21 protein-coding genes are annotated in these 20,549 nt (G+C 66.8%); 8 read left to right on the forward strand and 13 right to left on the reverse strand.

The features are described 5' to 3' along the window. Positions 1–17 precede the first annotated feature (17 nt). Positions 18–539 (forward strand): ferritin-like domain-containing protein, encoded by a 522-nt coding sequence (locus SH591_RS01260; protein ID WP_324750186.1) that lies wholly within the window; start codon positions 18–20, stop codon positions 537–539. A 101-nt stretch (positions 540–640) separates the two neighbouring features. Here SH591_RS01260 and SH591_RS01265 read toward each other — a convergent pair whose 3' ends face one another. Both SH591_RS01265 and SH591_RS01270 read right to left on the reverse strand, forming a co-directional pair. Beyond that, on the reverse strand, positions 641–1,354 hold the full coding sequence (locus tag SH591_RS01265) for an NYN domain-containing protein (RefSeq protein WP_324750187.1): 714 nt from the start codon (positions 1,352–1,354) through the stop codon (positions 641–643). Between the two features lie 18 nt (positions 1,355–1,372). Then, positions 1,373–2,005 carry a carbonic anhydrase gene (locus tag SH591_RS01270; protein WP_324750188.1) on the reverse strand — a complete coding sequence of 211 codons (633 nt, stop codon included), beginning with the start codon at positions 2,003–2,005 and terminating at the stop codon, positions 1,373–1,375. An 89-nt stretch (positions 2,006–2,094) separates the two neighbouring features. Between SH591_RS01270 and lipA the strand changes: the two genes are divergently transcribed. Together lipA and SH591_RS01280 are read left to right on the forward strand one after the other, a co-directional pair. Continuing rightward, a complete protein-coding gene (gene lipA / locus SH591_RS01275; RefSeq protein WP_322830436.1) occupies positions 2,095–3,084 on the forward strand; it encodes a lipoyl synthase in 990 nt (329 codons plus the stop codon). Positions 3,085–3,091: 7 nt separating this feature from the next. Next, positions 3,092–3,592, forward strand: a complete 501-nt coding sequence (locus SH591_RS01280; RefSeq protein WP_324750189.1) for a type II toxin-antitoxin system RatA family toxin — start codon at positions 3,092–3,094, stop codon at positions 3,590–3,592. Here SH591_RS01280 and SH591_RS01285 read toward each other — a convergent pair. Next, the gene (locus SH591_RS01285; protein WP_324750190.1) at positions 3,514–4,065 is read right to left on the reverse strand and encodes a CinA family protein; all 552 of its coding nucleotides are present in this window, start codon (positions 4,063–4,065) and stop codon (positions 3,514–3,516) included. The two genes, SH591_RS01280 and SH591_RS01285, sit on opposite strands and share 79 nt — an antisense overlap. Further along, entirely contained in the window at positions 4,062–5,225 is a 1,164-nt protein-coding gene (locus SH591_RS01290; RefSeq protein WP_324750191.1) for a bifunctional 2-C-methyl-D-erythritol 4-phosphate cytidylyltransferase/2-C-methyl-D-erythritol 2,4-cyclodiphosphate synthase, read from the reverse strand. Before SH591_RS01290 ends, SH591_RS01285 begins: the two co-directional genes overlap by 4 nt. 68 nt (positions 5,226–5,293) lie before the next feature. Between SH591_RS01290 and dusB the strand changes: the two genes are divergently transcribed. The 5 genes from dusB (at position 5,294) to hflX (ending at position 11,939) form a co-directional block, all read left to right on the forward strand. Then, positions 5,294–6,292 (forward strand): tRNA dihydrouridine synthase DusB, encoded by a 999-nt coding sequence (dusB, locus tag SH591_RS01295; RefSeq protein WP_324750192.1) that lies wholly within the window; start codon positions 5,294–5,296, stop codon positions 6,290–6,292. 151 nt (positions 6,293–6,443) lie between these two features. Next, a complete protein-coding gene (locus SH591_RS01300) occupies positions 6,444–8,633 on the forward strand; it encodes a sensor histidine kinase (protein WP_324750193.1) in 2,190 nt (729 codons plus the stop codon). 4 nt (positions 8,634–8,637) lie between these two features. Next, complete coding sequence (gene ntrX / locus SH591_RS01305) at positions 8,638–10,026, forward strand: nitrogen assimilation response regulator NtrX (protein ID WP_324750194.1); 1,389 nt, start codon at positions 8,638–8,640, stop codon at positions 10,024–10,026. 108 nt (positions 10,027–10,134) lie between these two features. Next, positions 10,135–10,632, forward strand: a complete 498-nt coding sequence (gene hfq / locus SH591_RS01310; protein WP_322830443.1) for an RNA chaperone Hfq — start codon at positions 10,135–10,137, stop codon at positions 10,630–10,632. Further along, a complete protein-coding gene (gene hflX / locus SH591_RS01315; protein ID WP_324751308.1) occupies positions 10,629–11,939 on the forward strand; it encodes a GTPase HflX in 1,311 nt (436 codons plus the stop codon). The genes hfq and hflX overlap by 4 nt, the downstream gene beginning before the upstream one ends. A 76-nt stretch (positions 11,940–12,015) precedes the next feature. Here the strand turns inward: hflX and mazG are convergent, their stop codons facing one another. From mazG to SH591_RS01360, 9 genes are all read right to left on the reverse strand, one after another. After that, positions 12,016–12,789 carry a nucleoside triphosphate pyrophosphohydrolase gene (gene mazG, locus SH591_RS01320; RefSeq protein ID WP_324750195.1) on the reverse strand — a complete coding sequence of 258 codons (774 nt, stop codon included), beginning with the start codon at positions 12,787–12,789 and terminating at the stop codon, positions 12,016–12,018. Positions 12,790–12,841: 52 nt separating this feature from the next. Beyond that, positions 12,842–13,441, reverse strand: a complete 600-nt coding sequence (locus SH591_RS01325) for a retropepsin-like aspartic protease family protein (RefSeq protein WP_324750196.1) — start codon at positions 13,439–13,441, stop codon at positions 12,842–12,844. Beyond that, complete coding sequence (locus SH591_RS01330; RefSeq protein ID WP_324750197.1) at positions 13,438–14,202, reverse strand: MBL fold metallo-hydrolase; 765 nt, start codon at positions 14,200–14,202, stop codon at positions 13,438–13,440. The genes SH591_RS01325 and SH591_RS01330 overlap by 4 nt, the downstream gene beginning before the upstream one ends. Then, positions 14,203–14,976: a TatD family hydrolase gene (locus SH591_RS01335; protein ID WP_324750198.1), complete on the reverse strand. Its 774-nt coding sequence runs from the start codon at positions 14,974–14,976 to the stop codon at positions 14,203–14,205. Next, a complete protein-coding gene (metG, locus tag SH591_RS01340) occupies positions 14,976–16,532 on the reverse strand; it encodes a methionine--tRNA ligase (RefSeq protein WP_324750199.1) in 1,557 nt (518 codons plus the stop codon). Before metG ends, SH591_RS01335 begins: the two co-directional genes overlap by 1 nt. A gap of 53 nt (positions 16,533–16,585) precedes the next feature. Continuing rightward, complete coding sequence (locus SH591_RS01345) at positions 16,586–17,560, reverse strand: DNA polymerase III subunit delta' (RefSeq protein WP_324750200.1); 975 nt, start codon at positions 17,558–17,560, stop codon at positions 16,586–16,588. Continuing rightward, on the reverse strand, positions 17,557–18,174 hold the full coding sequence (tmk, locus tag SH591_RS01350; RefSeq protein WP_324750201.1) for a dTMP kinase: 618 nt from the start codon (positions 18,172–18,174) through the stop codon (positions 17,557–17,559). Before tmk ends, SH591_RS01345 begins: the two co-directional genes overlap by 4 nt. Before the next feature lie 3 nt (positions 18,175–18,177). Beyond that, entirely contained in the window at positions 18,178–19,350 is a 1,173-nt protein-coding gene (locus SH591_RS01355; protein WP_324750202.1) for a D-alanyl-D-alanine carboxypeptidase family protein, read from the reverse strand. 87 nt (positions 19,351–19,437) lie between these two features. Further along, the gene (locus SH591_RS01360) at positions 19,438–20,496 is read right to left on the reverse strand and encodes a lytic murein transglycosylase (protein ID WP_324750203.1); all 1,059 of its coding nucleotides are present in this window, start codon (positions 20,494–20,496) and stop codon (positions 19,438–19,440) included. Positions 20,497–20,549 lie beyond the last annotated feature (53 nt).

Genomic DNA, 20,549 nt, shown 5'->3' on the forward strand with positions numbered 1-20,549 from the left:
TGGAGCAGGAGCAGCCGATGATCGCCGCCAATTCGCAGATCTTGCGCACTCTCTTCGTCACCGGTCTGCAGAACGCCCACGCCGTCGAGCACCAGGCGCTGGCGCTGATCGACCGTCAGCTCGATCGGCTGGTCCACTATCCCGAGGTGGCCGAGCGGCTGCGGTTGCACCGCGGCGAAACCCAGCACCAGATCGAGCGGCTCGACTCGATCCTCCATTCGCTCGGCGCCGGCCATTCCAGCTTCAAGGACGCTGCCATGAACCTGATCGGGAACATGGCGGCGATGGGCAATGTCTTCGCGGCCGACGAAGTGCTGAAGGACGCCCTTGCCAACTTCGCGTTCGAAAATTTCGAGATCGCCAGCTATCGCGCGCTGATCGCGCTGGCGGAGGCGGGCGCCTTCCCGACGGCGGTCGCAGCGCTCCAGACCAGCCTCGACGAGGAGCGAGCGATGGCCGCTTGGCTCGAGGAGTCGCTGCCCGCTTTGACGCTCAAATATGCCGGGCTGCGCGCCGACGGGAAACCCGCCAGCCACTGACCCGTGGACGGTCACGCCGCGGCGCGCCTCGACGATGCGAGCGCTCCATTGGCGAGCCACCCGGCGCAGGCCTCGCCGAGTTCGCGCGGGCCTTACGGGCCTTATCGGACCCGCTTGACCCAGACCGAGCCGCCTTCGCGCTTCTCGGCCGCGAATTCGGGGAGGGACTGGATGAGATCCGAGAGCCGGTTGAAGCCGTAATTGCGTACGTCGAACGAGGAGCGGTTGCCGGCGAGTTGGCCGACTTCGGCGAGCCGGGCGAAGCCGCGCTCGTCGCGCCGCGCCGCCTTATAGGCCGCGCCGAGCAGCTCGATCAGCTGCGGCTCGACCTCCGGCTTGTCCGCGGCCGGGGCGTCGGCCTCGGTGTCGGCCAGCGCGCCGGTATCGATGAAGCGGGTGCAGGCCTGGCGGAACGATTCGGGAGTCCTGGCAGTGCCGAAGCCGTAGACGGGCAGCCCTTCCTGGCGGATGCGCATCGCCAGCGGCATGAAGTCGCTGTCGCTCGACATGATGCCGAAGCCGCCGACATGGCCGCGATAGAGCAGGTCCATCGCGTCGATCGTCATCTTCATGTCGGTGGCGCTCTTGCCCTTGGTCACGTCGAACTGCTGCTGCGGCCCGATCGCGTGGAGGTGGGTCATCGCCGCCCAGCCTTTGAGTGCGGGCTTCTGCCAATTGCCGTAGGCGCGGCGGATATTCACCGTGCCGAGTTCGGCGAGCACCGTCAGCACCGCGTCGAGCGAAGCGGGCGAGGCGTTGTCCGCGTCGATCAGCAGTGCGATATTGGCGACGGCGGGCGTGTGGCGAACGGCCATCGGGGCTCCTTTTAGGGGTCAGGCTGGGGCGAATTCCCCGGTTTCACTATCGAGCACGTGGAGAATCCCGTCGGCGATCGCGAAATAGGCGCCGTGGATCTTGAGCTTGCCCGCCGCCTCGCGCTCGGGGATGAATGGGAAGGTGCGCAGATTGGCGATGCTGACCTTGACCGTCTCGAGTTCGAGCGCGCGCACCGCCTCCGGGCCCTCGCCGTGGCGGGCGATGATGCGGTCGCGCGCCTCGTTGAGCAGGTCGATCCAGTGGGCGATGAAGCCGCCGGCGCCGGGCTCGGCCTTCTCGAACCGGCGCGACAGAGCGGCATGGACGCCGCCGCACGAACCATGACCCATGACGACGATCTCGGGCACTTCGAGCTGGGTCACCGCGAATTCGAGCGCCGCCGAGACGCCGTGGCGGCCGCCGCCCTGCTCGAAGGGCGGGACGAGGTTGGCGACGTTGCGGACCGTGAAGATCTCGCCGGGCGCGGTGTCGAACACGGTCGCCGGATCGGTACGGCTGTCGGAGCAGGCAATCACCATCACGCGAGGCGACTGTCCCTCGGCGAGCTGGGTCCAGCGCTGGCGTTCCTGGCACCACCCGTTCTCGCGAAAGCGGTGGTAGCCGGTGAGGAGGGCGTTGAAATCGGACAAGGCTTGTCTCCGCGCAGTGCAATCGGCTGCGGCCTAAACGCAAGCGGGCAGGGGTGGCAAGAGCGGCCCGACATCGCTATCTGGCCGACATGACCGACGCACGCCCGATCACCACCTCGCTCGTCCGCGCCCGGGCGGAAGCCGCCGCCGCAGCTACCGCCGGGTCCGCCGCTCCGATCGTCCAGCCCAAACAGCGCAAGCCCGAGTGGATCCGCGTCAAGGCGCCGACCAGCACCGGCTTCGCCGAAACCAGGAAATTGATGCGGCGCCTGAACCTTGCCACCGTGTGCGAGGAAGCGGCCTGCCCGAACATCGGCGAGTGCTGGACCAAGAAGCACGCAACCGTGATGATCCTCGGCGACACGTGCACGCGGGCCTGCGCCTTCTGCAACGTCAAGACCGGCATGCCGCGCGCGGTCGACCCGCTCGAGCCGCAGCACACCGCCGACGCGGCGGCCGAGCTGGGCCTCGAGCATATCGTCATCACATCGGTCGATCGCGACGATCTTCCCGACGGCGGCGCGAGCCAGTTCGTCAAGGTGATCGAGGCCCTGCGCCGCACCACGCCGTCCACCACGATCGAGATCCTGACCCCCGATTTCCGCAACAAGGCGCAGGCCGCGGTCGAGGCGATCATCGAGGCGGGCCCCGATGTCTACAACCACAATCTGGAGACGGTGCCGCGGCTCTATCCGACGATCCGGCCCGGCGCACGTTATTACGCGTCGCTGAGGCTGCTCGAATCGGTGAAGCGCCACGATCCGAAAATCTTCACCAAGTCCGGCGTGATGGTCGGGCTGGGCGAGGAGCGGCTCGAGGTTCACCAAGTCATGGACGATATGCGCTCGGCCGACATCGATTTCCTGACCATGGGCCAGTATCTGCAGCCGACGCCGCGCCACGCCAAGGTGATGGAGTTCGTCACGCCGCAGACGTTCAACGCTTATGCCGCGATCGCCCGCGCCAAGGGCTTCCTGCTGGTCGCGGCCTCGCCGCTCACCCGTTCCAGCTATCATGCCGGCGACGATTTCCTGAAGATGCGCGCCGCGCGCGAAGCCCAATTGGCCGTAACGCGTTAAGCTTACTATGCCGAGACACACCGAACAGCGGAACCTGCCCTACACGCCCGACCAGATGTTCGATCTGGTCGCCGACGTGAAACGCTACCAGGAATTCCTGCCGTGGGTGGCGGCGACGCGGGTCCGGTCCGACAGCGAGACCGAGACGATCGCCGACCTTGTCGTCGGCTTCAAGGCGCTCAAGGAGACCTTCACGTCACGGGTGGTGAAGCACCGGCCGAGCGAGGTGATCGTCGATTATATCGAGGGCCCGCTCAAATATCTCCACAACAGCTGGACGTTCGCGCCCGACGGCAAGGGCGGCACCGACATCGATTTCTGCGTCGATTTCGCGTTCAAGTCGCGCATCTTCGAAGCGCTCGCCGGTCAGATGTTCGATCGTGCCCTACGCCGGATGATCGCCGCGTTCGAGGGGCGTGCGCACGATCTTTACGGCGATTCCTCGACCGGCTCGGCTGCGCCGGCCTCGGCCGGCATCAACAATTCGAGCGCGCAAAGCGCCGCCTGAAGGCGGATCCCGCCACGGCCGAGATTGCCGAACTCCTTCATGTCGGCGACGATTTCGTTGGGATCGGCGCCGCGCCGCGCCCTGGCGAACACCACGGTGCCGACCGGCTTCTTGTCGCTGCCGCCCTCCGGCCCGGCGATGCCGGTGATCGACACCGCCACATCGGCTTCGGACTTGTTGAGCACGCCCTGCGCCATGCCCCAGGCGACGGCGATCGAGACCGCGCCGAACGTCTCCAGCACGTCTAGGCTGACGCCGAGCATGCCGAGCTTCGCTTCGTTCGAATAAGTGACGAAGCCGGAATCGAACACGTCGGAAGAGCCGGGAATCTCGGTCAGCGCCGCCGAAATGAGCCCCCCCGTGCAGCTCTCCGCCACGGCGATCCTCTTCCCCAGAGCGCGATTCGCCTCGATGACCTTTCGGGCCGCCTCGATCAGCTCGGACGGCAACGTATATTCTCTGATGTCGTTCATAAGTCCTCGGGAATCCGGACGGTCGCGATCGCCTGCGCCGCTATGCCTTCGCCGCGGCCGGCAAAGCCCAGCCGCTCGGTCGTGGTCGCCTTGATGCTAACCCTGCCGGGAGGCAGCCGCAACAAGGCCGCGACCTTGGCGCGCATCGCCTCGCGGTGCGGGCCAACCTTGGGCGCTTCGCAAATGATGGTGACATCGACATGATCGATGCGGCCGCCGCGGGCAGCGATCAGCCCCACGGCATGCTCGACGAATCGCGAGGAAGCCGCGCCGCGCCATTGCGGGTCGCTCGGCGGGAAATGCTGGCCGATGTCGCCATCGCCGATCGCGCCCAGGAGGGCGTCGGTGAGAGCGTGGAGGACGACGTCGGCATCGCTATGGCCGGACAGGCCCTTGCTGTGCGGGATGAGTATGCCGCCCATCCACAATTGCTTGCCCTCGGCGAAGGCATGGACATCGAAGCCCAGGCCGGTGCGCGACGTCATCGCGGCGGACAGGCGCTGTTCGGCACGCGCGAGATCCTCGGCGTAGGTTATCTTGTCGAGCATTGCGTCGCCGGGGACGGTCGCGACCGCAAGTCCGGCGGCGCGGGCGACCTGGGCGTCGTCGGTGGCCTCGGCCGCGCCGTCCCATTGCCTGTGCGCCGCCAGGATCGAATCGAAGTGGAAGGCCTGCGGGGTCTGCACCCGCAACAGCCCGTATCGAGAAACGGGAGCGCCGAGCCGGTCGTCGCCGCGCGCGAGGCTGTCGACGATGGGAAGCACCGGCACCGCGCCTTGTGCTGTTTCGAGTGCGCCAACGAGTGCGGACAGGACGTGGTGCGGCAGGAAGGGGCGGGCGGCGTCGTGGATGAGCACCAGGTCGGCGCCCCCGTCTGCGGCGATCGCCTCCAGCCCGTTGCGCACCGATTGCCGGCGCGTCTCGCCGCCGATCACCGCGGCGGGGAGGGGGCGGTCGCCCAGCGCCTCGGCCAGCATGTCCTCCTGGCCGGGGCCGATCACCACGCGCACTTCGTCCACCGGCGCTCGGCCGAGGCGCTCGAGCGCATGCGCGATCAGCGCCTTGCCGCCGACATTCGCATATTGTTTCGGCGCGCCGCCGGCACGGCTGCCGCTGCCCGCGGCCACGATCAAGCTGACGATCTTGCCCTTGTTCCCCATGGCACCGCCCCCTAGCCGAGCCGAGCCTTGCCGGCCAGCGCCTTTAAGTTTAAGGGCTTCAGCCGCTTATGGCCCGCCTTTCCCCCATCTCCGTCGGACCCGTCCGCATCGCCAACCCGGTCATCCTGGCGCCGATGACGGGCGTCACCGATCGTCCGTTCCGCAAGATCGTCAAGCGCTACGGCGCCGGCCTCACCGTGACCGAGATGATCGCCAGCCAGGCGATGATCCGCGAGACCCGCCAGTCGCTGCAGAAAGCGGCGTGGGATCCGATCGAGGATCCTGTGTCGATGCAGCTTGCCGGCTGCGCCCCGACCGAAATGGCCGAGGCCGCCAAATTGAACGAGGACCGCGGCGCCGCGATCATCGACATCAATATGGGCTGCCCGGTGAAGAAGGTCGTCAACGGCGATGCCGGCTCGGCGTTGATGCGCGACCTGCCGCTCGCCGCCGCGATCGTCGAGGCGACCGTCAAGGCGGTGAAAGTCCCGGTGACGCTGAAGATGCGCATGGGCTGGGATCATTCCAGCCTCAACGCGCCTGAGCTCGCCCGCATCGCCGAGGACCTGGGCGTGCAGATGATCACGGTCCACGGCCGCACCCGCAACCAGATGTACAAGGGCGAGGCCGACTGGCGCTTCATCCGCAAGGTCAAGGACGCGGTCTCGCTGCCGGTGATCGCCAATGGCGACATCAACTCGATCGACGACGCCGCCACCGCGCTCGAACATAGCGGCGCCGACGGGCTGATGATCGGCCGCGGCGCCTATGGCAAGCCGTGGCTGCTGGGGCAGGTCATGCATTGGCTCGAGACGGGTGAGCGCCGGCCGGACCCGAGCATGGACGAGCAATATTGCCTCATCATGGCGCAATATGACGAGATGCTCGACCATTATGGCGCGCAGGTCGCCGTCGGCGTCGCCCGCAAGCATATCGGCTGGTACACGCGCGGGCTCCACGGCTCCGCCGAATTCCGCAATGCCTTCAACAAGGAAGGCGACCCGGCAACGGCCAAGGCCATGCTCCGCGAATTCTACGCGCCCTGGCTGTCCAAAGCGGCGGCTTGAGCCGGACGCACCGGGGCGTGCGATCAGCGGAGAGGGCACGCGAAATAGCTGTGTTCTTTTTGCCACTATCTTGTGGTAGGCCTGCAACGTGAGTTCAGGACCAACGAGCGTGAGACAAGCCAAACCGCGCTGGCTACGGCGGCTTTCCGTCATGGCCCGCCGCAGCCGGCTGATCCCGCTGCTCGAATTGCTGTCGGTCGTCGCGCTGATCGCGATGGTGTCGATCAGCTACTTCATCATAACCGAGCAGGGCACGCCGCAATCGCTGCTGACGCCGCCGATGGTGGCGATGCTGCTGGTCGCCAATCTCGTGCCGGCGATGGCGCTGATGGTGCTGGCCGCGCGCCGCGTCGCGGTGGGACGTGCCGCGCGCTCCCAGATCGGCGGCAAGGGCCGCCTCCACGTCCGCCTGGTCGCCTTGTTCTCGGTCATCGCCAGCGTGCCGACCTTGCTGGTCGTCATCTTCGCCTCCTTGCTGTTCCAGAGCGGCACCCAATTCTGGTTTTCGGACCGGGCCCGGACCGTGCTCGAAAATGCGGATCGCGTCGCCCAGGTCTACGCGCAGGAGAATAAGGAGCGAATCCAGCGCGACATCGAGGCGATGGGCGGAGACGTCATCGGTTATGTGAACGAATATGGCGTGGACAGCCCGCTCTTTGCCGAGGGGCTGTTCTTCCAGGTCCTCAACCGCGACCTCACCGAAGCGGCCGTGATCAATGTCGGGACGCGGGGCGAGCTCAATCGCATCGCGGTGGTCAATCTCGATGATCGTCCGCTCGAGGAGCGCTTCCCGTCAGAAGTGCTGAGCGACCTGCGCAGCGGCGACACGCGCGTCGTCACCGACGCCGGCGACCGCGTCGAGGCCGTCGTCCGGCTCGACCCGAAGGCGGAAGTCTATCTCTACGCGTCGCGCAAGGTGAACCCCGCCGCGCTGCAGCAGATCGAGGAGGCCCGAAGCGCCGCCAGCGACTATCAGAAGACGCTGCAGACCAGCCGCACCTTGCAGTTCCGCTTCAACGCGGTGCTGCTGGCGGTGTCGTTGCTGATCGTCGCCATCTCGATCTGGATCGCGTTGACGCTTGCCGACCGGGTGGTGCGCCCAATGGGCAACCTCATCGACGCCGCCCGGCGGGTCACCGCCGGCGATCTTTCCGCACGCGTGCCGCGCTCCAAGGTCCAAGACGAGGTCGGCATCCTCGCCAACGCCTTCAACCGCATGACCCGCAATCTCGAGGAGCAGACTGGCGCGCTGGTTTCGGCGAACAGCCAGCTCGACAGCCGCCGTGCCTTCATCGAGGCCGTCCTTTCGGGCGTGACCGCGGGCATCATCTCGGTCGACCGCGACCGGCGCGTGCGCCTGATCAACAGCTCGGCCGAGGCCTTGCTCAACACCGGCAAGGAACCGGCGGTCGGCCAGGCGCTGGCGGTGCTCGCTCCCGAGTTCGACAAGCAGCTCGACGCGGAGGAACGCGAGGACATCATCCAATTCTCCTCGGGCGGCGAGCCGCGCACGCTCGCCTTCAAGCGGGTGAAGGTGGAAGGCGGCTGGGTCTTGACCTTCGACGACATCACCGAGCAGCTGCTCGACCAGCGCCGCGCCGCCTGGTCCGACGTCGCGCGCCGCATTGCCCACGAGATCAAGAACCCGCTGACGCCGATCCAGCTCGCCGCCGAACGCCTCCAGCGCCGCTACGGGCGCGAGATCGCGTCCGATCCGGCGACCTTCGAGCGGTTGACCGGGACGATCGTCCGCCAGGTCGGCGATCTTCGCCGCATGGTCGACGAATTCTCGTCCTTCGCTCGGATGCCCAAGCCGATCTTCCGCGAGGAGGACATCGTCGAGCTGGCCCGCCACGCCGTCTTCCTGCACGAGGTCGCGCATCCCGAGATCAATTTCGTGCTGGACGCGGCCGAGCCGTCGCTGCCGCTGGTCTGCGATCGACGCCAGCTCGGCCAGGCGCTGACCAACATCGTCAAGAACGGCGTCGAGGCGATCCAGCAAAGGCGCGAGGAGCAGGGCGAGGGGGGCGAGGACCGGATCGTGGTCTCGATCGCCGCCTGCCCGGAGAGCCAGCTCTGCATCGAGATCAGCGACAGCGGCGTCGGCCTGCCCAGCGAGCGGGCGCGGCTGACCGAGCCCTATATGACGACGCGCGTGAAGGGCACCGGCCTCGGCCTCGCGATCGTCAAGAAGATCGTCGAGGAACATTTCGGCAGCATCGAGTTTGACGATGCACCGGGCGGGGGCACCCTGGTGCGCCTGGTCTTCGATGCCGAAACGCTCGCTCGGCTTGCCGCCGACGATCGCTCCTATTCCCAAGACTCTGTCGTGAACGGTTAGAAAAATGGCACTGGATATTCTCGTAGTCGACGACGAACAGGACATCAGGGAGCTGGTTGCAGGGGTGCTCGAGGACGAGGGCTATTCCGCCCGCAGCGCCGCCAGCAGCACCGAAGCGCTTGCCGCGCTCGCCGAACGCCGCCCCTCGCTGATCCTGCTCGACGTCTGGCTGCAGGGCTCCAAGCTCGACGGGTTGCAACTGCTCGAGGAGATCAAGCGCCGCGACCCGACGCTGCCGGTGCTGATGATCTCCGGACATGGCAATCTCGACACCGCCGTCGCCGCGATCCGCCAGGGCGCAGTCGATTTCATCGAAAAGCCATTCGAGGCCAGCCATCTCCTCCACCTCGTCGCCCGCGCCACCGAGACCGACCGGTTGCGGCGCGAGAATGAGACGCTGAAGGCGCAGATCGGCCAGGAAACCGAACTGACCGGCTCCAGCGTGGCGATCAACAACGTCCGCGCGACGCTGAAGCGCGTCGCCGCGACCGGCAGCCGTGTCCTGATCAGCGGCCCCGCCGGGGTCGGCAAGGAAGTGGCGGCGCGCCTGCTGCACGACTGGAGCCCGCGGGCCAAGGCGCCCTTCATCGTCGTCAGCGCGGCGCGGATGACGCCGGAGCGCGTCGAGGAGGAATTGTTCGGCGTGGAGGAGGGGGGCGAACTCGCCCGTCCCGGCCTGCTCGAACAGGCCCATGGCGGTACCTTGTTCCTCGACGAGATCGCCGACATGCCGATGCCGGCCCAGGCCAAGATCCTGCGCGTTCTGACCGACCAGAGCTTCACCCGCGTCGGCGGGCAGCGCGTGGTCAAGGTCGACATGCGGGTTGTTTCCTCCACCGCGCGCCAGCTTGCCGAGGAGATCGCCGAGGGGCGTTTCCGCGAGGACCTGTTCTACCGCCTCAACGTCGTGCCGGTGCACCTGCCGGCGCTGGCCGAGCGGCGCGAGGACGTGCCCGAGCTCGTCACCCATTTCACGGCGCGCTACGCCGCCGAGCAGCGCCTCCCGACCCCGGAAGTCTCGCCCGACGCGGTCGCCGCGCTCCAGGCCTATGACTGGCCGGGCAACGTCCGCCAGCTGCGCAACGTCATCGAACGCACGATCATCCTCGCGCCGAGTTCGCGCGTGAAGTGCATCGAGATCGACATGCTTCCGCCCGAAATCCTGTCCGAGCAGGCGCAATTGAGCCCGGGCGAGGCGGTGAAGGCGATCATGGGAACGCCGCTCCGCGAAGCGCGCGAAACGTTCGAGCGGGAATATCTGCGCGTCCAGATCCGTCGCTTCTCGGGCAATATCTCGCGCACGGCGACTTTCATCGGCATGGAGCGCTCGGCGCTGCACCGCAAGCTGAAGGCGCTCGGCATCGGCGACTCCAAAACCGACGAAGCCGAATAGGGGCTGCATGGCGCGCCTGCGCCACTCATGTTATTGAATGTGGCGGCGGCGACCCTAACTAGGCGCCACACGCCACGCATGCGCGCATGCCAATAAGGAGAGCGGGAGATGGCCGAGAAGGTCAACAACCTCCAGGACATGTTTCTGAACAGCCTGCGCCGGTCGAAGACGCCGGTCACCATGTTCCTCGTGAAGGGCGTGAAGCTCCAGGGCATCATCACCTGGTTCGACAATTTCTCGGTGCTGCTCCGCCGCGACGGCCACGCCCAGCTCATCTACAAGCACGCCATCTCGACGATCATGCCTTCGCAGCGCCTCGACCTCGGCGACATCGAGAAGGCGTTTGCCGAGAGCATGGAGAAGAAGAAGCCGACCCTGCTGCAGGAGGTGTTTCTCGGCGCCGTCCGCCGCTCGGGCGAGCCCGTCACCATGTTCCTCGTCAACGGCGTCATGCTCCAGGGCGAGATCGCCGCCTTCGACCTGTTCTGCATGCTGCTCCACCGCGAGGGCATGTCGCAGCTCGTCTACAAGCATGCGATCTCTACGGTGCAACCCGAGAACCCCGTGAGCTTTATCGAAGCTGACGATGAGGAGTCCGGCAGCTGAGTGTTTTCAATCGTAGCGACGACGACGTAGCGCGCGGCGCCCGCGCCATCGTCGCCCTCCCGGAAATGGGCGGCGACCGGCTGCGCGATACCGAAGCGCGCCTCGACGAAGCCGCCGGCCTCGCCGAGGCGATCGGCGTCGTCGTGGCCGAAAAGCTCTCGTTCAAGGTGCGTTCGCCCAAGTCGGCGACCTTGTTCGGATCGGGCCAGGTCGAGCAGATCGCCACCGCCGCGGTCCAGGCCGAGGCCGAGCTGATCATCGTCGACGCGGCGATCACGCCGATCCAGCAGAAGAATCTGGAGAGCGCGACCAAGGCGAAAGTGATCGACCGCACCGGCCTGATCCTCGAGATTTTCGGCGAACGCGCGGCGACCGCCGAGGGCCGGCTTCAGGTCGAGCTCGCGCATCTCGATTACCAGGCAGGCAGGCTGGTCCGCTCCTGGACCCACCTCGAGCGCCAGCGCGGCGGCTTCGGCTTCCTCGGCGGCCCAGGCGAAACCCAGATCGAGGCCGACCGGCGCATGATCCGCGACCGCATGGCCAAGCTGCGCCGCGAGCTCGAGCAGGTCACCCGCACCCGCACGCTTCACCGCGCCCGCCGCCAGCGCGCGCCCTGGCCGGTGATCGCGCTGGTCGGCTACACCAATGCCGGCAAATCGACGCTCTTCAACCGCCTGACCAAATCTGACGTCATGGCGGAGAATCTGCTGTTCGCCACGCTCGACCCGACCATGCGCGAGATCGCGATGCCGGGCATCGAAAAGGCCATCCTCTCGGACACGGTCGGCTTCATCTCCGACCTCCCGACCCAGCTCGTCGCCGCGTTTCGCGCGACGCTCGAAGAGGTCATTTCCGCCGATCTCATCGTTCACGTGCGCGACATCTCGCACCCGGACAGCGATGCCCAGCGCCTCGACGTCGAGCAGGTGCTCGAGGAGATCGGGGCGAGGGGGGAGGGAGGTGCTCCCCTGATCGAGGCCTGGAACAAGATCGACGCGCTAGCACCGGACGAGGCGGAGCGAATTCGCGCCGAGGCCGCGCGCAAGGAAGACGTCGTCACGCTGTCGGCGCTGACCGGGCAGGGCGTGGACGATCTCATCCGCGCCGCCGCCGATTGCCTCAGCAAGGGCAACCGGCTGCGCACGGTGACGCTGCCTGCCTCGGCCGGCGAGGCGCTCGCCTGGCTGCACGCCAACGGCGAAGTGGTCGAGCAGCGCCACGACGGTCTTGAGACCGAATTGGAAGTGCGCATTTCGGACGCCGACTGGGCGCGGTTCGAGCGGTACCACGGCGCCATCGTCCACTGAGCTGGATGCTCCCCGGCGAACGCCGGGGTCCATTCCACCTAGCCTTGGGCCCCGGCTTGCGCCGGGGAACAGGAGCTTAACGATTGGCCGAAAGTGCCTTCTTAGCCCGTTGCCACAGCGTTTCGAGTGCGTCTATATCCATGTCGTTCAATGGCTTGTCGGCGATCTCTTCGACCGTGCGGAAGCGCTGCTCGAAGCGCGCGGCGGACCCGCGCAGGGCGGCTTCCGGGTCAACGCCGAGGTGCCGCGCGTAATTGACGACCGAGAAGAGCAGGTCGCCCAGCTCGGCGGCGCGCTCTGCGTCGCTGGTCGCGGCGTCGATCTCGGCGAGTTCCTCCTCGATCTTGGCGAGCGGTCCGCTTGCGTCCGGCCAGTCGAAGCCGACGCGGGCGGCGCGCTTCTGCAATTTTTCGGCGCGCTTCAGCGCCGGCAGCGCCTTGGCGACATGGGCGAGGGCGCTCTGGTCCTCGCTGTGGCCGCGCTCGGCCGCCTTGAGCGCTTCCCAGCCGGGGCTTTCGGCCTGGTCGCCGAAGATATGCGGGTGGCGGCGGACCATCTTCGCGCAGACCGACGCCATGACGTCATCGATCGTGAAGGCGCCGGCTTCCTCGGCGATGCGCGCATGATAGACGACCTGGAGCTGGAGATCGCCGAGCTCGTCCTTGAGGTCGTGCATGGCGCCGCGCTCGATCGCGTCGGCCACTTCATAGGCTTCCTCGATCGTGTACGGCGCGATCGTCTCGAACGTCTGGACCCGGTCCCACGAGCAGCCGCTCACCGGATCGCGCAGCCGGCGCATGATCGCGACGAGATCCGCGAGGGTGGCCTGAGGGGGGTTTCTAGAGTCCATCTGCAAGTCCGATAATATACATTATGTAAAGTCCAGATACACACTAAGCCCCTCAGGACTTGAGGATCAGCCGATTGCGCTCGACGCCCCATCCGCTCAGCGACGACAGGAAGTTCATGCCGAGCACGTTCACTTCGCCGAAGCCTTCGGAAATGTGGACGGCCACATTCTCGCGTTCGATATGGCCGATCCGAAGCCGCTCGGCGCGGCCGCGCTCGACCGTGATGGTGCCGTTCGCGGTGCGCACGATCGCCGGCAGACCGCCGCGCGGTTCGATGCCCGCGCGCCGTGCCGTATCGGCCGAGATGCTGGTCGTGGTGGCGCCGCTGTCGACCAGGAAGCGTACTTTCTGGCCGTTGATCGTCCCATCGACCCAGAAATGGCCGTCGAGCGCCTGCTTGATCTCCAGCGCCTCGCCGACCTGGACGCCGCTACTCTCGGCGCGCCGCTCGTCGATCACCTGCTGCGCGAACTCGACGATGTCGTCCTTCAGCGAGAATGCCACGAACGCGGCGAGAAAGATCAGGACCCAGCCTGCGAACATCTTGAGGCCCTGGCCGATCGGGATCTTGCGCACCATCAGCGCGCTGACCACGAGCACGAGGATGGCGATCAGATAAATGAATTCAGCGGTCTGGTCGGCACCGTTCACAGCACGACCTCAAGCCCGTCATAGGCCGGCTCGACGTCTTCGGGCAGGCTGGCACGCAGCACAGCATAATCCATCGAATTGTCCATATGCGTCAGCAACGCACGGCCCGGCTTCACAGTCTCGATCCACTCCAGCGCTTGAGAGAGATGCGGATGCGTCGGGTGCGGCCGATGCCGCAAGGCGTCGATCACCCACACATCCACGCCTTCGAACAGATCTATCATGTCGCCTGTTAAGATATTGACATCGGTCGAATATCCAATGGATGTTCCGTCGACGTCGAAGCGAATGCCGGCCGAGACGATATCGCCATGGGGCTGGTCGGTGATGCGGACGTCGATCGGACCGACGGTGAACGCATCGGGCAGTAGGCGTCCGTCCACGACCGGCGGATAGCCGCCCTTCCCTTCAAATGCGTAGGCGAAGCGAGCGCGCAGGCTGTCGAGCGTCTCCCCGCGGGCATAGCCGACGATCGGCGCGCCCCGGGCGTGGAAGAGCTGACGGAGGTCGTCGATGCCGTGGCAATGGTCAGCATGATCGTGCGTCCAGATCACCACGTCGACGTCGGCGACGTCGGCGTCCAGCAACTGCTCGCGCAGATCGGGGCTGGTGTCGACCAGGATGCGTGTATCCTGATGCTCGACCAGGATGGAGACCCGCCGCCGCCGATTGCGCGGCTCGGTCGGATCGCAGGCGCCCCAATCGTTGCCGATCCGCGGCACGCCGGACGATGTCCCGCAGCCAAGGATCGTCAGCTTCACTCAGGCCGCCTTGGTGAAGAGCGCCCGGAAATTGGCGCTGGTCGTCTCGGCGAGTTGTTCGAGCGGCTCGCCGCGCAGCTCAGCCAGGAAACGGGCGGTGTCGGCGACGAAGGCCGGCTCGCAGGGTCTTCCCCGATGCGGCACCGGCGCCAGGAACGGCGAATCCGTCTCGATCAGCAAGCGCTCGGCCGGGATCTCCCTGGCTGCTTCCTGCAGGTCGCGCGCGTTCTTGAACGTCACGATCCCGGAGATCGAGATATAGAGGCCGAGGTCGAGCGCCTTGCGCCCGAAGTCCGCGCTGGCGGTGAAGCAGTGGATCACGCCGGTAAAGGCGCCCTTCTCCATCTCCTCGGCCAGGATCTGGTGGGTGTCGTCCTCCGCGTCGCGGGTGTGGACGATGATCGGCAGCCCGGTCTCGCGCGCGGCGGCGATATGCGCGCGGAAGCTGGCGCGCTGCCGGTCACGGTCCGATTTGTCGTAATAGAAATCGAGCCCGCTCTCGCCGATGCCGACGACGCGCGGATGCCCTGCCCGGTCGACCAGCGTCGCGGTCTCGACGTCGGGATGCACGTCGGCTTCGTGCGGATGGATGCCGACCGAGGCCCAGACGTCGCTCTCGCGCTCGGCGAGGCCGATCACCTCGTCCCACTCATCGGCCCGGGTCGAGATGTTGAGCATCGCCGAGACGCCGGCTGCGCGGGCGCGGGTGAGCACAGCCCCCTGCTCCTCGACCAGGCCTTTGTAGTTCAGGTGGCAGTGGCTATCGATGTACATCAGGCCTCCGCAGGCATGTCCAGCCTCGGGAAAATCGGCTTGGGCATCTCGAGCGTGAAGGTGCCGGCGAGCCGCTCGTAGCTGCCCTCGTCGGCCAGCGCCGCGAAGCTGCGCTCGCCGGCCGGAACCCCCATCTGGTCGAGCAAATCGGCCGCAGCCGTCGGAATGACGGGCTGGATCGCGATGGCGAGGTCGCGGATAGCCCGATAGAGCGTGCCAAGCACCGCCGTCATCCGCTCGGGATCGGTCTTGCGCAACGTCCAGGGCGCCTGCGCGTCGATATATTGGTTGCAGGCGAACACCGCCTTCAGCCACGCCTCGATGCCGTAGGACAGAGCGAGGTCCTCGAACTGGCGCGGCATCTCCTTGCGCACCGCCTCGGCGACGGTCGCGAGCAGATCGTCATCGACCGACTCGCTCTTGCCACCGATCGGGAGAATGCCGGCGCAATTCTTTGCGATGAAAGACAAAGTCCGCTGCGCGAGATTGCCGAAACTGTTCGCCAGATCGGCGTTGACGCGGTTGACGATCGCCTCGACGCTGTAGCTGCCGTCCTGGCCGAAATGGACCTCGCGCAGCAGGAAGTAGCGCAATTGATCCACACCGAACGCTTCGGCGAGGGCCAGCGGATCGACGACGTTACCGACCGACTTCGACATCTTCTCGCCGCGGTTCAAAAGGAAGCCGTGGCCGAATACCTGGCGGGGCAGCGGCAGCTTGGCCGACATCAGGAAGGCCGGCCAGTAGACGGCGTGGAAGCGGACGATGTCCTTGCCGATGATGTGGAGGTCCGCCGGCCAGTATTTGCGGTAGCTCTCCGTATCCTCGGGATAGCCGACCCCGGTCAGATAGTTGGTCAGCGCGTCGACCCAGACATACATGACGTGGCGGTCGTCGCCCGGCACCTTCACCCCCCAGTCGAAGCTGGAGCGCGAGATCGACAAGTCGGAAAGTCCGCCCTCGACGAAGCGCATCACCTCGTTGCGGCGCGCCTCCGGGCGGATGAAGTCCGGATTGTCGCGATAATGGTCGAGCAAGGGCTGCTGATATCGGGAAAGGCGGAAGAACCAGCTCTCCTCGACCGTCCACTCGACGAGCGTGCCCTGGGGCGACAATTTCTCGCCGCTGTCGGCCGTCACCAGCTCCTTCTCGTCGTAATAAGCCTCGTCGCGGACCGAGTACCAGCCCTCGTAGCGGCCGAGATAGATGTCTCCGGAATCGACCATCGCTTGCCAGATCGCCTGGCTGGCGCTGTGGTGATCGGGCTCGGTGGTGCGGATGAAACGATCGAACGAAATGTTAAGCCGCTCGTCCATGTCACGGAAATGACCTGACATTTCCTGCGCGAGCTCGGCCGGCGTAACGCCGCGGTCGCGCGCCGTCTGCGCCATCTTCAATCCATGCTCGTCGGTGCCGGTCATGAAGAAGACGTCGCGGCCCATCTGCCGCTGAAAGCGGGCGATGGCGTCGGTCGCGATCGCCTCATAGGCATGGCCGATATGGGGCCGGCCGTTGGGATAGGAAATGGCGGTGGTAATGTAGAATGGCTTGGTCATCGCCGGGCGATGTAGAGCGCTTTTGGCGTTAGGAGAAGGCCGGGCGCCGAATTCTAGCGGCGCGGCGCCAGCGCGGCCAGCATTCCGCCCAGCTCGAACACCACGCTCTGCGGCTCGAGCGACAGGCGGGTGGCGCTGCCGGCGAGGTCCGACGCCCGCTCCCACAGCTTCAGCGCCTCGGCCAATGCAGCCCCGCTTCGCTGCTTGGCGATCTGCGCGATCAGCGACGGCGCGCGGCCGAGGAACGCCTCGTAGCGCGGCTGCGCCGCCTTCAGCGACAGGCTCTGGGCGAGCTGGGCGCGGCGTGTGTTGGTCGGGTCGCCTTCGGTCGCCAATTCGCGCATGGCCCGGTCGAGCGCATCGATCTCGAGGCCGCGAAAGGCGATCGCGCGGCCGGGCGAACCCTCCCCCACCTCCGCCAGCGTGGCGATCTCGGCCGCATCGGCGTCGGGCAAAGCGGCGCGCAGAGCTGACGTCATGGCGTCACGATCGAGCGGCGCGAGGCGGATCTGGTGGCAGCGCGACCGGATCGTCGGCAGCAGCCGCTCGGGCGCGTGGCTGACGAGCAGGAACAGACAATGGGCCGGCGGCTCCTCCAGATTCTTGAGCAGGGCGTTGGCGCCGGAGCGCTCGAGATCGTCGATCGAGTCGATGACCACGACCCGCCACGGCGACAGCGAAGCGGTGGTCGCGAACAGCCGCTGCAGCCCGCGCACCTGATCGACCGTAATGCTGCGCGCCAGATCGCCGCCGCTGTCTTTCGGCAGTCGCTCCAGTCGCATCAGATCGGGATGGCTGCCCGCCTCGACCAGCCGGGCGATGCGATGGTCGTCGGGAACGTCGAGGCCCAGGCCGGACAATTTGGGGCCGGCGGCGTCGGCGAGCAGGCGCAGGGCCGCCTTGTCGGCGAACAGGGCCTTGCCCACGCCCTGCGAGCCGCTGATCAGCCAGGCGTGGTGGAGGCGCCCGCTTTCCATGCCCGCCCGAAAGGCGGCGACGGCGGCGTCATGGCCGAACAAAGGCGTCACAACAGGTCGTCCAGGATGGCGAGGATCCGGGCGGTGACGGCGTCGGCGCTGCCGCTGGCGTCGATCCGGCGGAAACGGGCGGGCTCGGCGGCGGCCATCGCGTCGAAGGCGGAGGCGACCTGTGCATGATAAGCGGCGTCGCGGCCGCCGATGCGATCGCCTTCATGGCCGTCGCGGTCGCGGGCACGGCCCGCGGCGGCATCGCCGGGCAGCTGGAGCAGCAAGGTCCGGTCGGGCAGCAGTCCGTCGCTGCCGATCGCGTGCAGCGTTTGGATCGCCTCGGCCCCGACTGCCGGACCCTGGTAGGCGAGCGAGCTGTCGAGGAAGCGGTCGCTCAGCACCCAGGCGCCGCGATCGAGCGCCGGGCGGATCGTGCGCGCGACATGGTCGGCGCGCGCGGCGGCGAACAACAAGGCCTCGGCCGCGGGTGTCCAGCGTTCGGCTTCGCCCTCGAGCAGCAGAGCGCGGATCGCCTCGGCGCCCGCGCTGCCGCCCGGCTCGCGCGTCTCGACGACGTCACGGCCGCGCGCGCGCAGCGCCTCGGCGAGGCGCCTGAGCTGGGTCGACTTGCCGACCCCCTCCCCGCCCTCAAGGCTGATGAAGCGGCCGCGCACCTTTTAGCCGAAGAGCGACATCAGGCTCGCCCACAGGCGGCCGAAGAAGCCGGCCTCGCCGACATCCTTCTCGGCGATCAGCGGCATCGTCTGCGGCGGGGTGTCGCCGGTCTGGACGACGAGGTCGGCGATATGCTGGCCAGCCTTGATCGGCGCCTTGACCGGGCCGTTATAGACCACCTTCACCTTCACATTGTCCTTGGAAACGCCGGCCGGAAGCGTGACGGCAAGATTGCGCGGCGCGACCGCGCCGACTGTATCATCCGAACCGAGCTGGACCTGGACGTCGGTGACCTTCTTGCCCTTGGCGTAGAGCGGTTGGGCCTTCCACGCGCCGAAGCCCCAGTTCATGAACTTCACGCTCTCGTCGGCACGCTGGTTGTAGCCGGTGAGGCCGGCGACGACCATGACGAGGCGGCGGCCGTTCTGCTCGGCCGAACCGGTGAAGCCGAAACCCGCTTCCTGCGTATGGCCGGTCTTGAGGCCGTCGGCGCCCTTGACTCGGCCGAGCAAGGGATTGCGGTTGCCCTGGGTGATGGGCTGGCCGCCGCCCATCGTCTTGCCCCAGGTGAAGCTCTCCTGCTGGTAGAATTCCTTGTAGAGGTCGGGCGTCTCCTCAAGCGTGGCCTGGGCGAGCGCGGCGAGGTCGCGCGCGGTCGTGTAGGTCACGCCCTCGTCCGGCCAGCCGTTCGAATTGCCGAAATTGCTGTTCGTCATGCCGAGGCGCTTGGCTTCCTGGTTCATCAGGGCGGCGAAGGCGGGCTCGGTGCCGGCGATACACTCGGCGAGCACGACGCTGGCGTCGTTGCCGGAGAGCGTGACGATGCCGTGCAGCAGGTTGCGGATGCTGACCTGCTCGCCCGGCGACAGGAACATCGTCGATCCGGCCTGCGGGCCATGCCATTGCTGCCAGGTCTCGGGTCGGACGGTGCACATCTCGTCGAGCTTCTTCTCGCCCTTGCGGACGAGCGTGAAGGCGACGTGCGTGGTCATCATCTTGGCCATCGACGCCGGCGGCATTCGGCGGTCGGCATCCTTCGCATAGAGGATCGCGCCCGACGACAGGTCCTTCATGAAGGCGACCGGGGCGACGGTGTCGAAAGGCGGAGCGGCGGCGCTGGCCGGAAGTGTGAGGGCTGTAGTAAAAAGACCGATAACCAGCGCGTTACGCTTCATAGTTCAAAACCATTCCTGCAGTTGAGCCGCCCCGTCGCGGGATGTCCCGCAATCTTTAACCAGAATGCCCGACCATCGCCAGCGCCTTCAACGCGAAACCGCGTCGGCCAGTAATCCTACCGACAAGGCGTAGAAGTTCGAGCAATTGTAATCGAGGATCGTGCGGTAATTGGTGGTGAGCAGATAGGCGGTCTTGCCCGGGCCGTCCGGCTCGAGCAGGCTGGCGAGCTCGTTGCCGTTGGGCCAGCGGCCGGTCTGCGAGACCACACCCATCCGCCGCCACTCGTCGATCGTCTTCCACTGGGTGTGGCGCTCGTGGACGCGCGGGCAGCGCGGCGAGACGAGCCGCGTGACGAGCCCGCCGCGGTTGAAGCTGGCCGGCACGTTGACGGCGACGCCCCACGGCACGTTGGGCTTCCACCCGGCATTGCTGAGATAATTGGCGATCGAGGCGAGCGCATCGGCCTGGTTGCCCCAGATGTCGGCGCGGCCGTCGCCGTCGCCGTCGGCGGCAACGCGCAGATAGACCGAGGGCAGGAATTGCGGATAACCAGTCGCGCCGGCCCAGCTGCCCTTCAAGCGGCTGCGCGGATAGCCCTTCTCGTACATCTTGAGCGTGGCGATGAATTCGTCGGTGAAGAGCTGCCGCCGGCGGCCTTCATAGGCGAGGCTGGCGAGCGAGTTCATCAGGTCGAAGTCGCCGGTGACGGCGCCGTAGCTCGTCTCGTGGCCCCAGATCGCGATCAGCACCGACGGCGTGACGCCATAGCGTCGCCCGATCGCGTTCAGCTGGCCGATATTGGCCGAATAACGGTCGCGGCCGCGATTGATCAAAGCCTGGTTGACGTGGCGCTCGCGATAGGGCGCGAAAGCGGGGATGGCATTGCTGTTGGCGACGCCGCCGGGCTGGGCCTGGTCGAGTTCGATCGTGCGCCGGCTGAACTGGAGCGTCGGAAAAACCTCGTTGATGGTCGATTGGCGCACGCCGCGGCGCAATGCCTCGGCGCGCAGCTGCGGCAGATAGGCCTCGAAGCCGGCCTGGCTCAGTCCCGCGGTCTGGGCAATTGCAGCCCCGCTGCCGGCAAGATAGCTTGGCGGCATGATGGTCGCCACGACGGCAACGGCCACCTGTGTCAGCAAACGCATACTTACTCCCTTCACTGGGCTCTTCTGCCATAAGCGCGCCGGCTTCAATACCA

Source organism: Sphingomonas sp. LY54, assembly GCF_035594035.1.
GTDB lineage: Bacteria > Pseudomonadota > Alphaproteobacteria > Sphingomonadales > Sphingomonadaceae > Allosphingosinicella.

Bases quoted from the DNA above. Each gene is read 5' to 3' on its own strand.
- SH591_RS01260 (WP_324750186.1), top strand. From the start codon at position 18: ATGATCGCCGCCAATTCGCAGATCTTGCGCACTCTCTTCGTCACCGGT.
- SH591_RS01265 (WP_324750187.1), bottom strand. From the start codon at position 1,354: ATGGCCGTTCGCCACACGCCCGCCGTCGCCAATATCGCACTGCTGATC.
- lipA (WP_322830436.1), top strand. From the start codon at position 2,095: ATGACCGACGCACGCCCGATCACCACCTCGCTCGTCCGCGCCCGGGCG.
- SH591_RS01280 (WP_324750189.1), top strand. From the start codon at position 3,092: ATGCCGAGACACACCGAACAGCGGAACCTGCCCTACACGCCCGACCAG.
- SH591_RS01285 (WP_324750190.1), bottom strand. From the start codon at position 4,065: ATGAACGACATCAGAGAATATACGTTGCCGTCCGAGCTGATCGAGGCG.
- SH591_RS01290 (WP_324750191.1), bottom strand. From the start codon at position 5,225: ATGGGGAACAAGGGCAAGATCGTCAGCTTGATCGTGGCCGCGGGCAGC.
- dusB (WP_324750192.1), top strand. From the start codon at position 5,294: ATGGCCCGCCTTTCCCCCATCTCCGTCGGACCCGTCCGCATCGCCAAC.
- SH591_RS01300 (WP_324750193.1), top strand. From the start codon at position 6,444: ATGGCCCGCCGCAGCCGGCTGATCCCGCTGCTCGAATTGCTGTCGGTC.
- ntrX (WP_324750194.1), top strand. From the start codon at position 8,638: ATGGCACTGGATATTCTCGTAGTCGACGACGAACAGGACATCAGGGAG.
- hfq (WP_322830443.1), top strand. From the start codon at position 10,135: ATGGCCGAGAAGGTCAACAACCTCCAGGACATGTTTCTGAACAGCCTG.
- mazG (WP_324750195.1), bottom strand. From the start codon at position 12,789: ATGGACTCTAGAAACCCCCCTCAGGCCACCCTCGCGGATCTCGTCGCG.
- SH591_RS01335 (WP_324750198.1), bottom strand. From the start codon at position 14,976: ATGTACATCGATAGCCACTGCCACCTGAACTACAAAGGCCTGGTCGAG.
- metG (WP_324750199.1), bottom strand. From the start codon at position 16,532: ATGACCAAGCCATTCTACATTACCACCGCCATTTCCTATCCCAACGGC.
- SH591_RS01355 (WP_324750202.1), bottom strand. From the start codon at position 19,350: ATGAAGCGTAACGCGCTGGTTATCGGTCTTTTTACTACAGCCCTCACA.
- SH591_RS01360 (WP_324750203.1), bottom strand. From the start codon at position 20,496: ATGCGTTTGCTGACACAGGTGGCCGTTGCCGTCGTGGCGACCATCATG.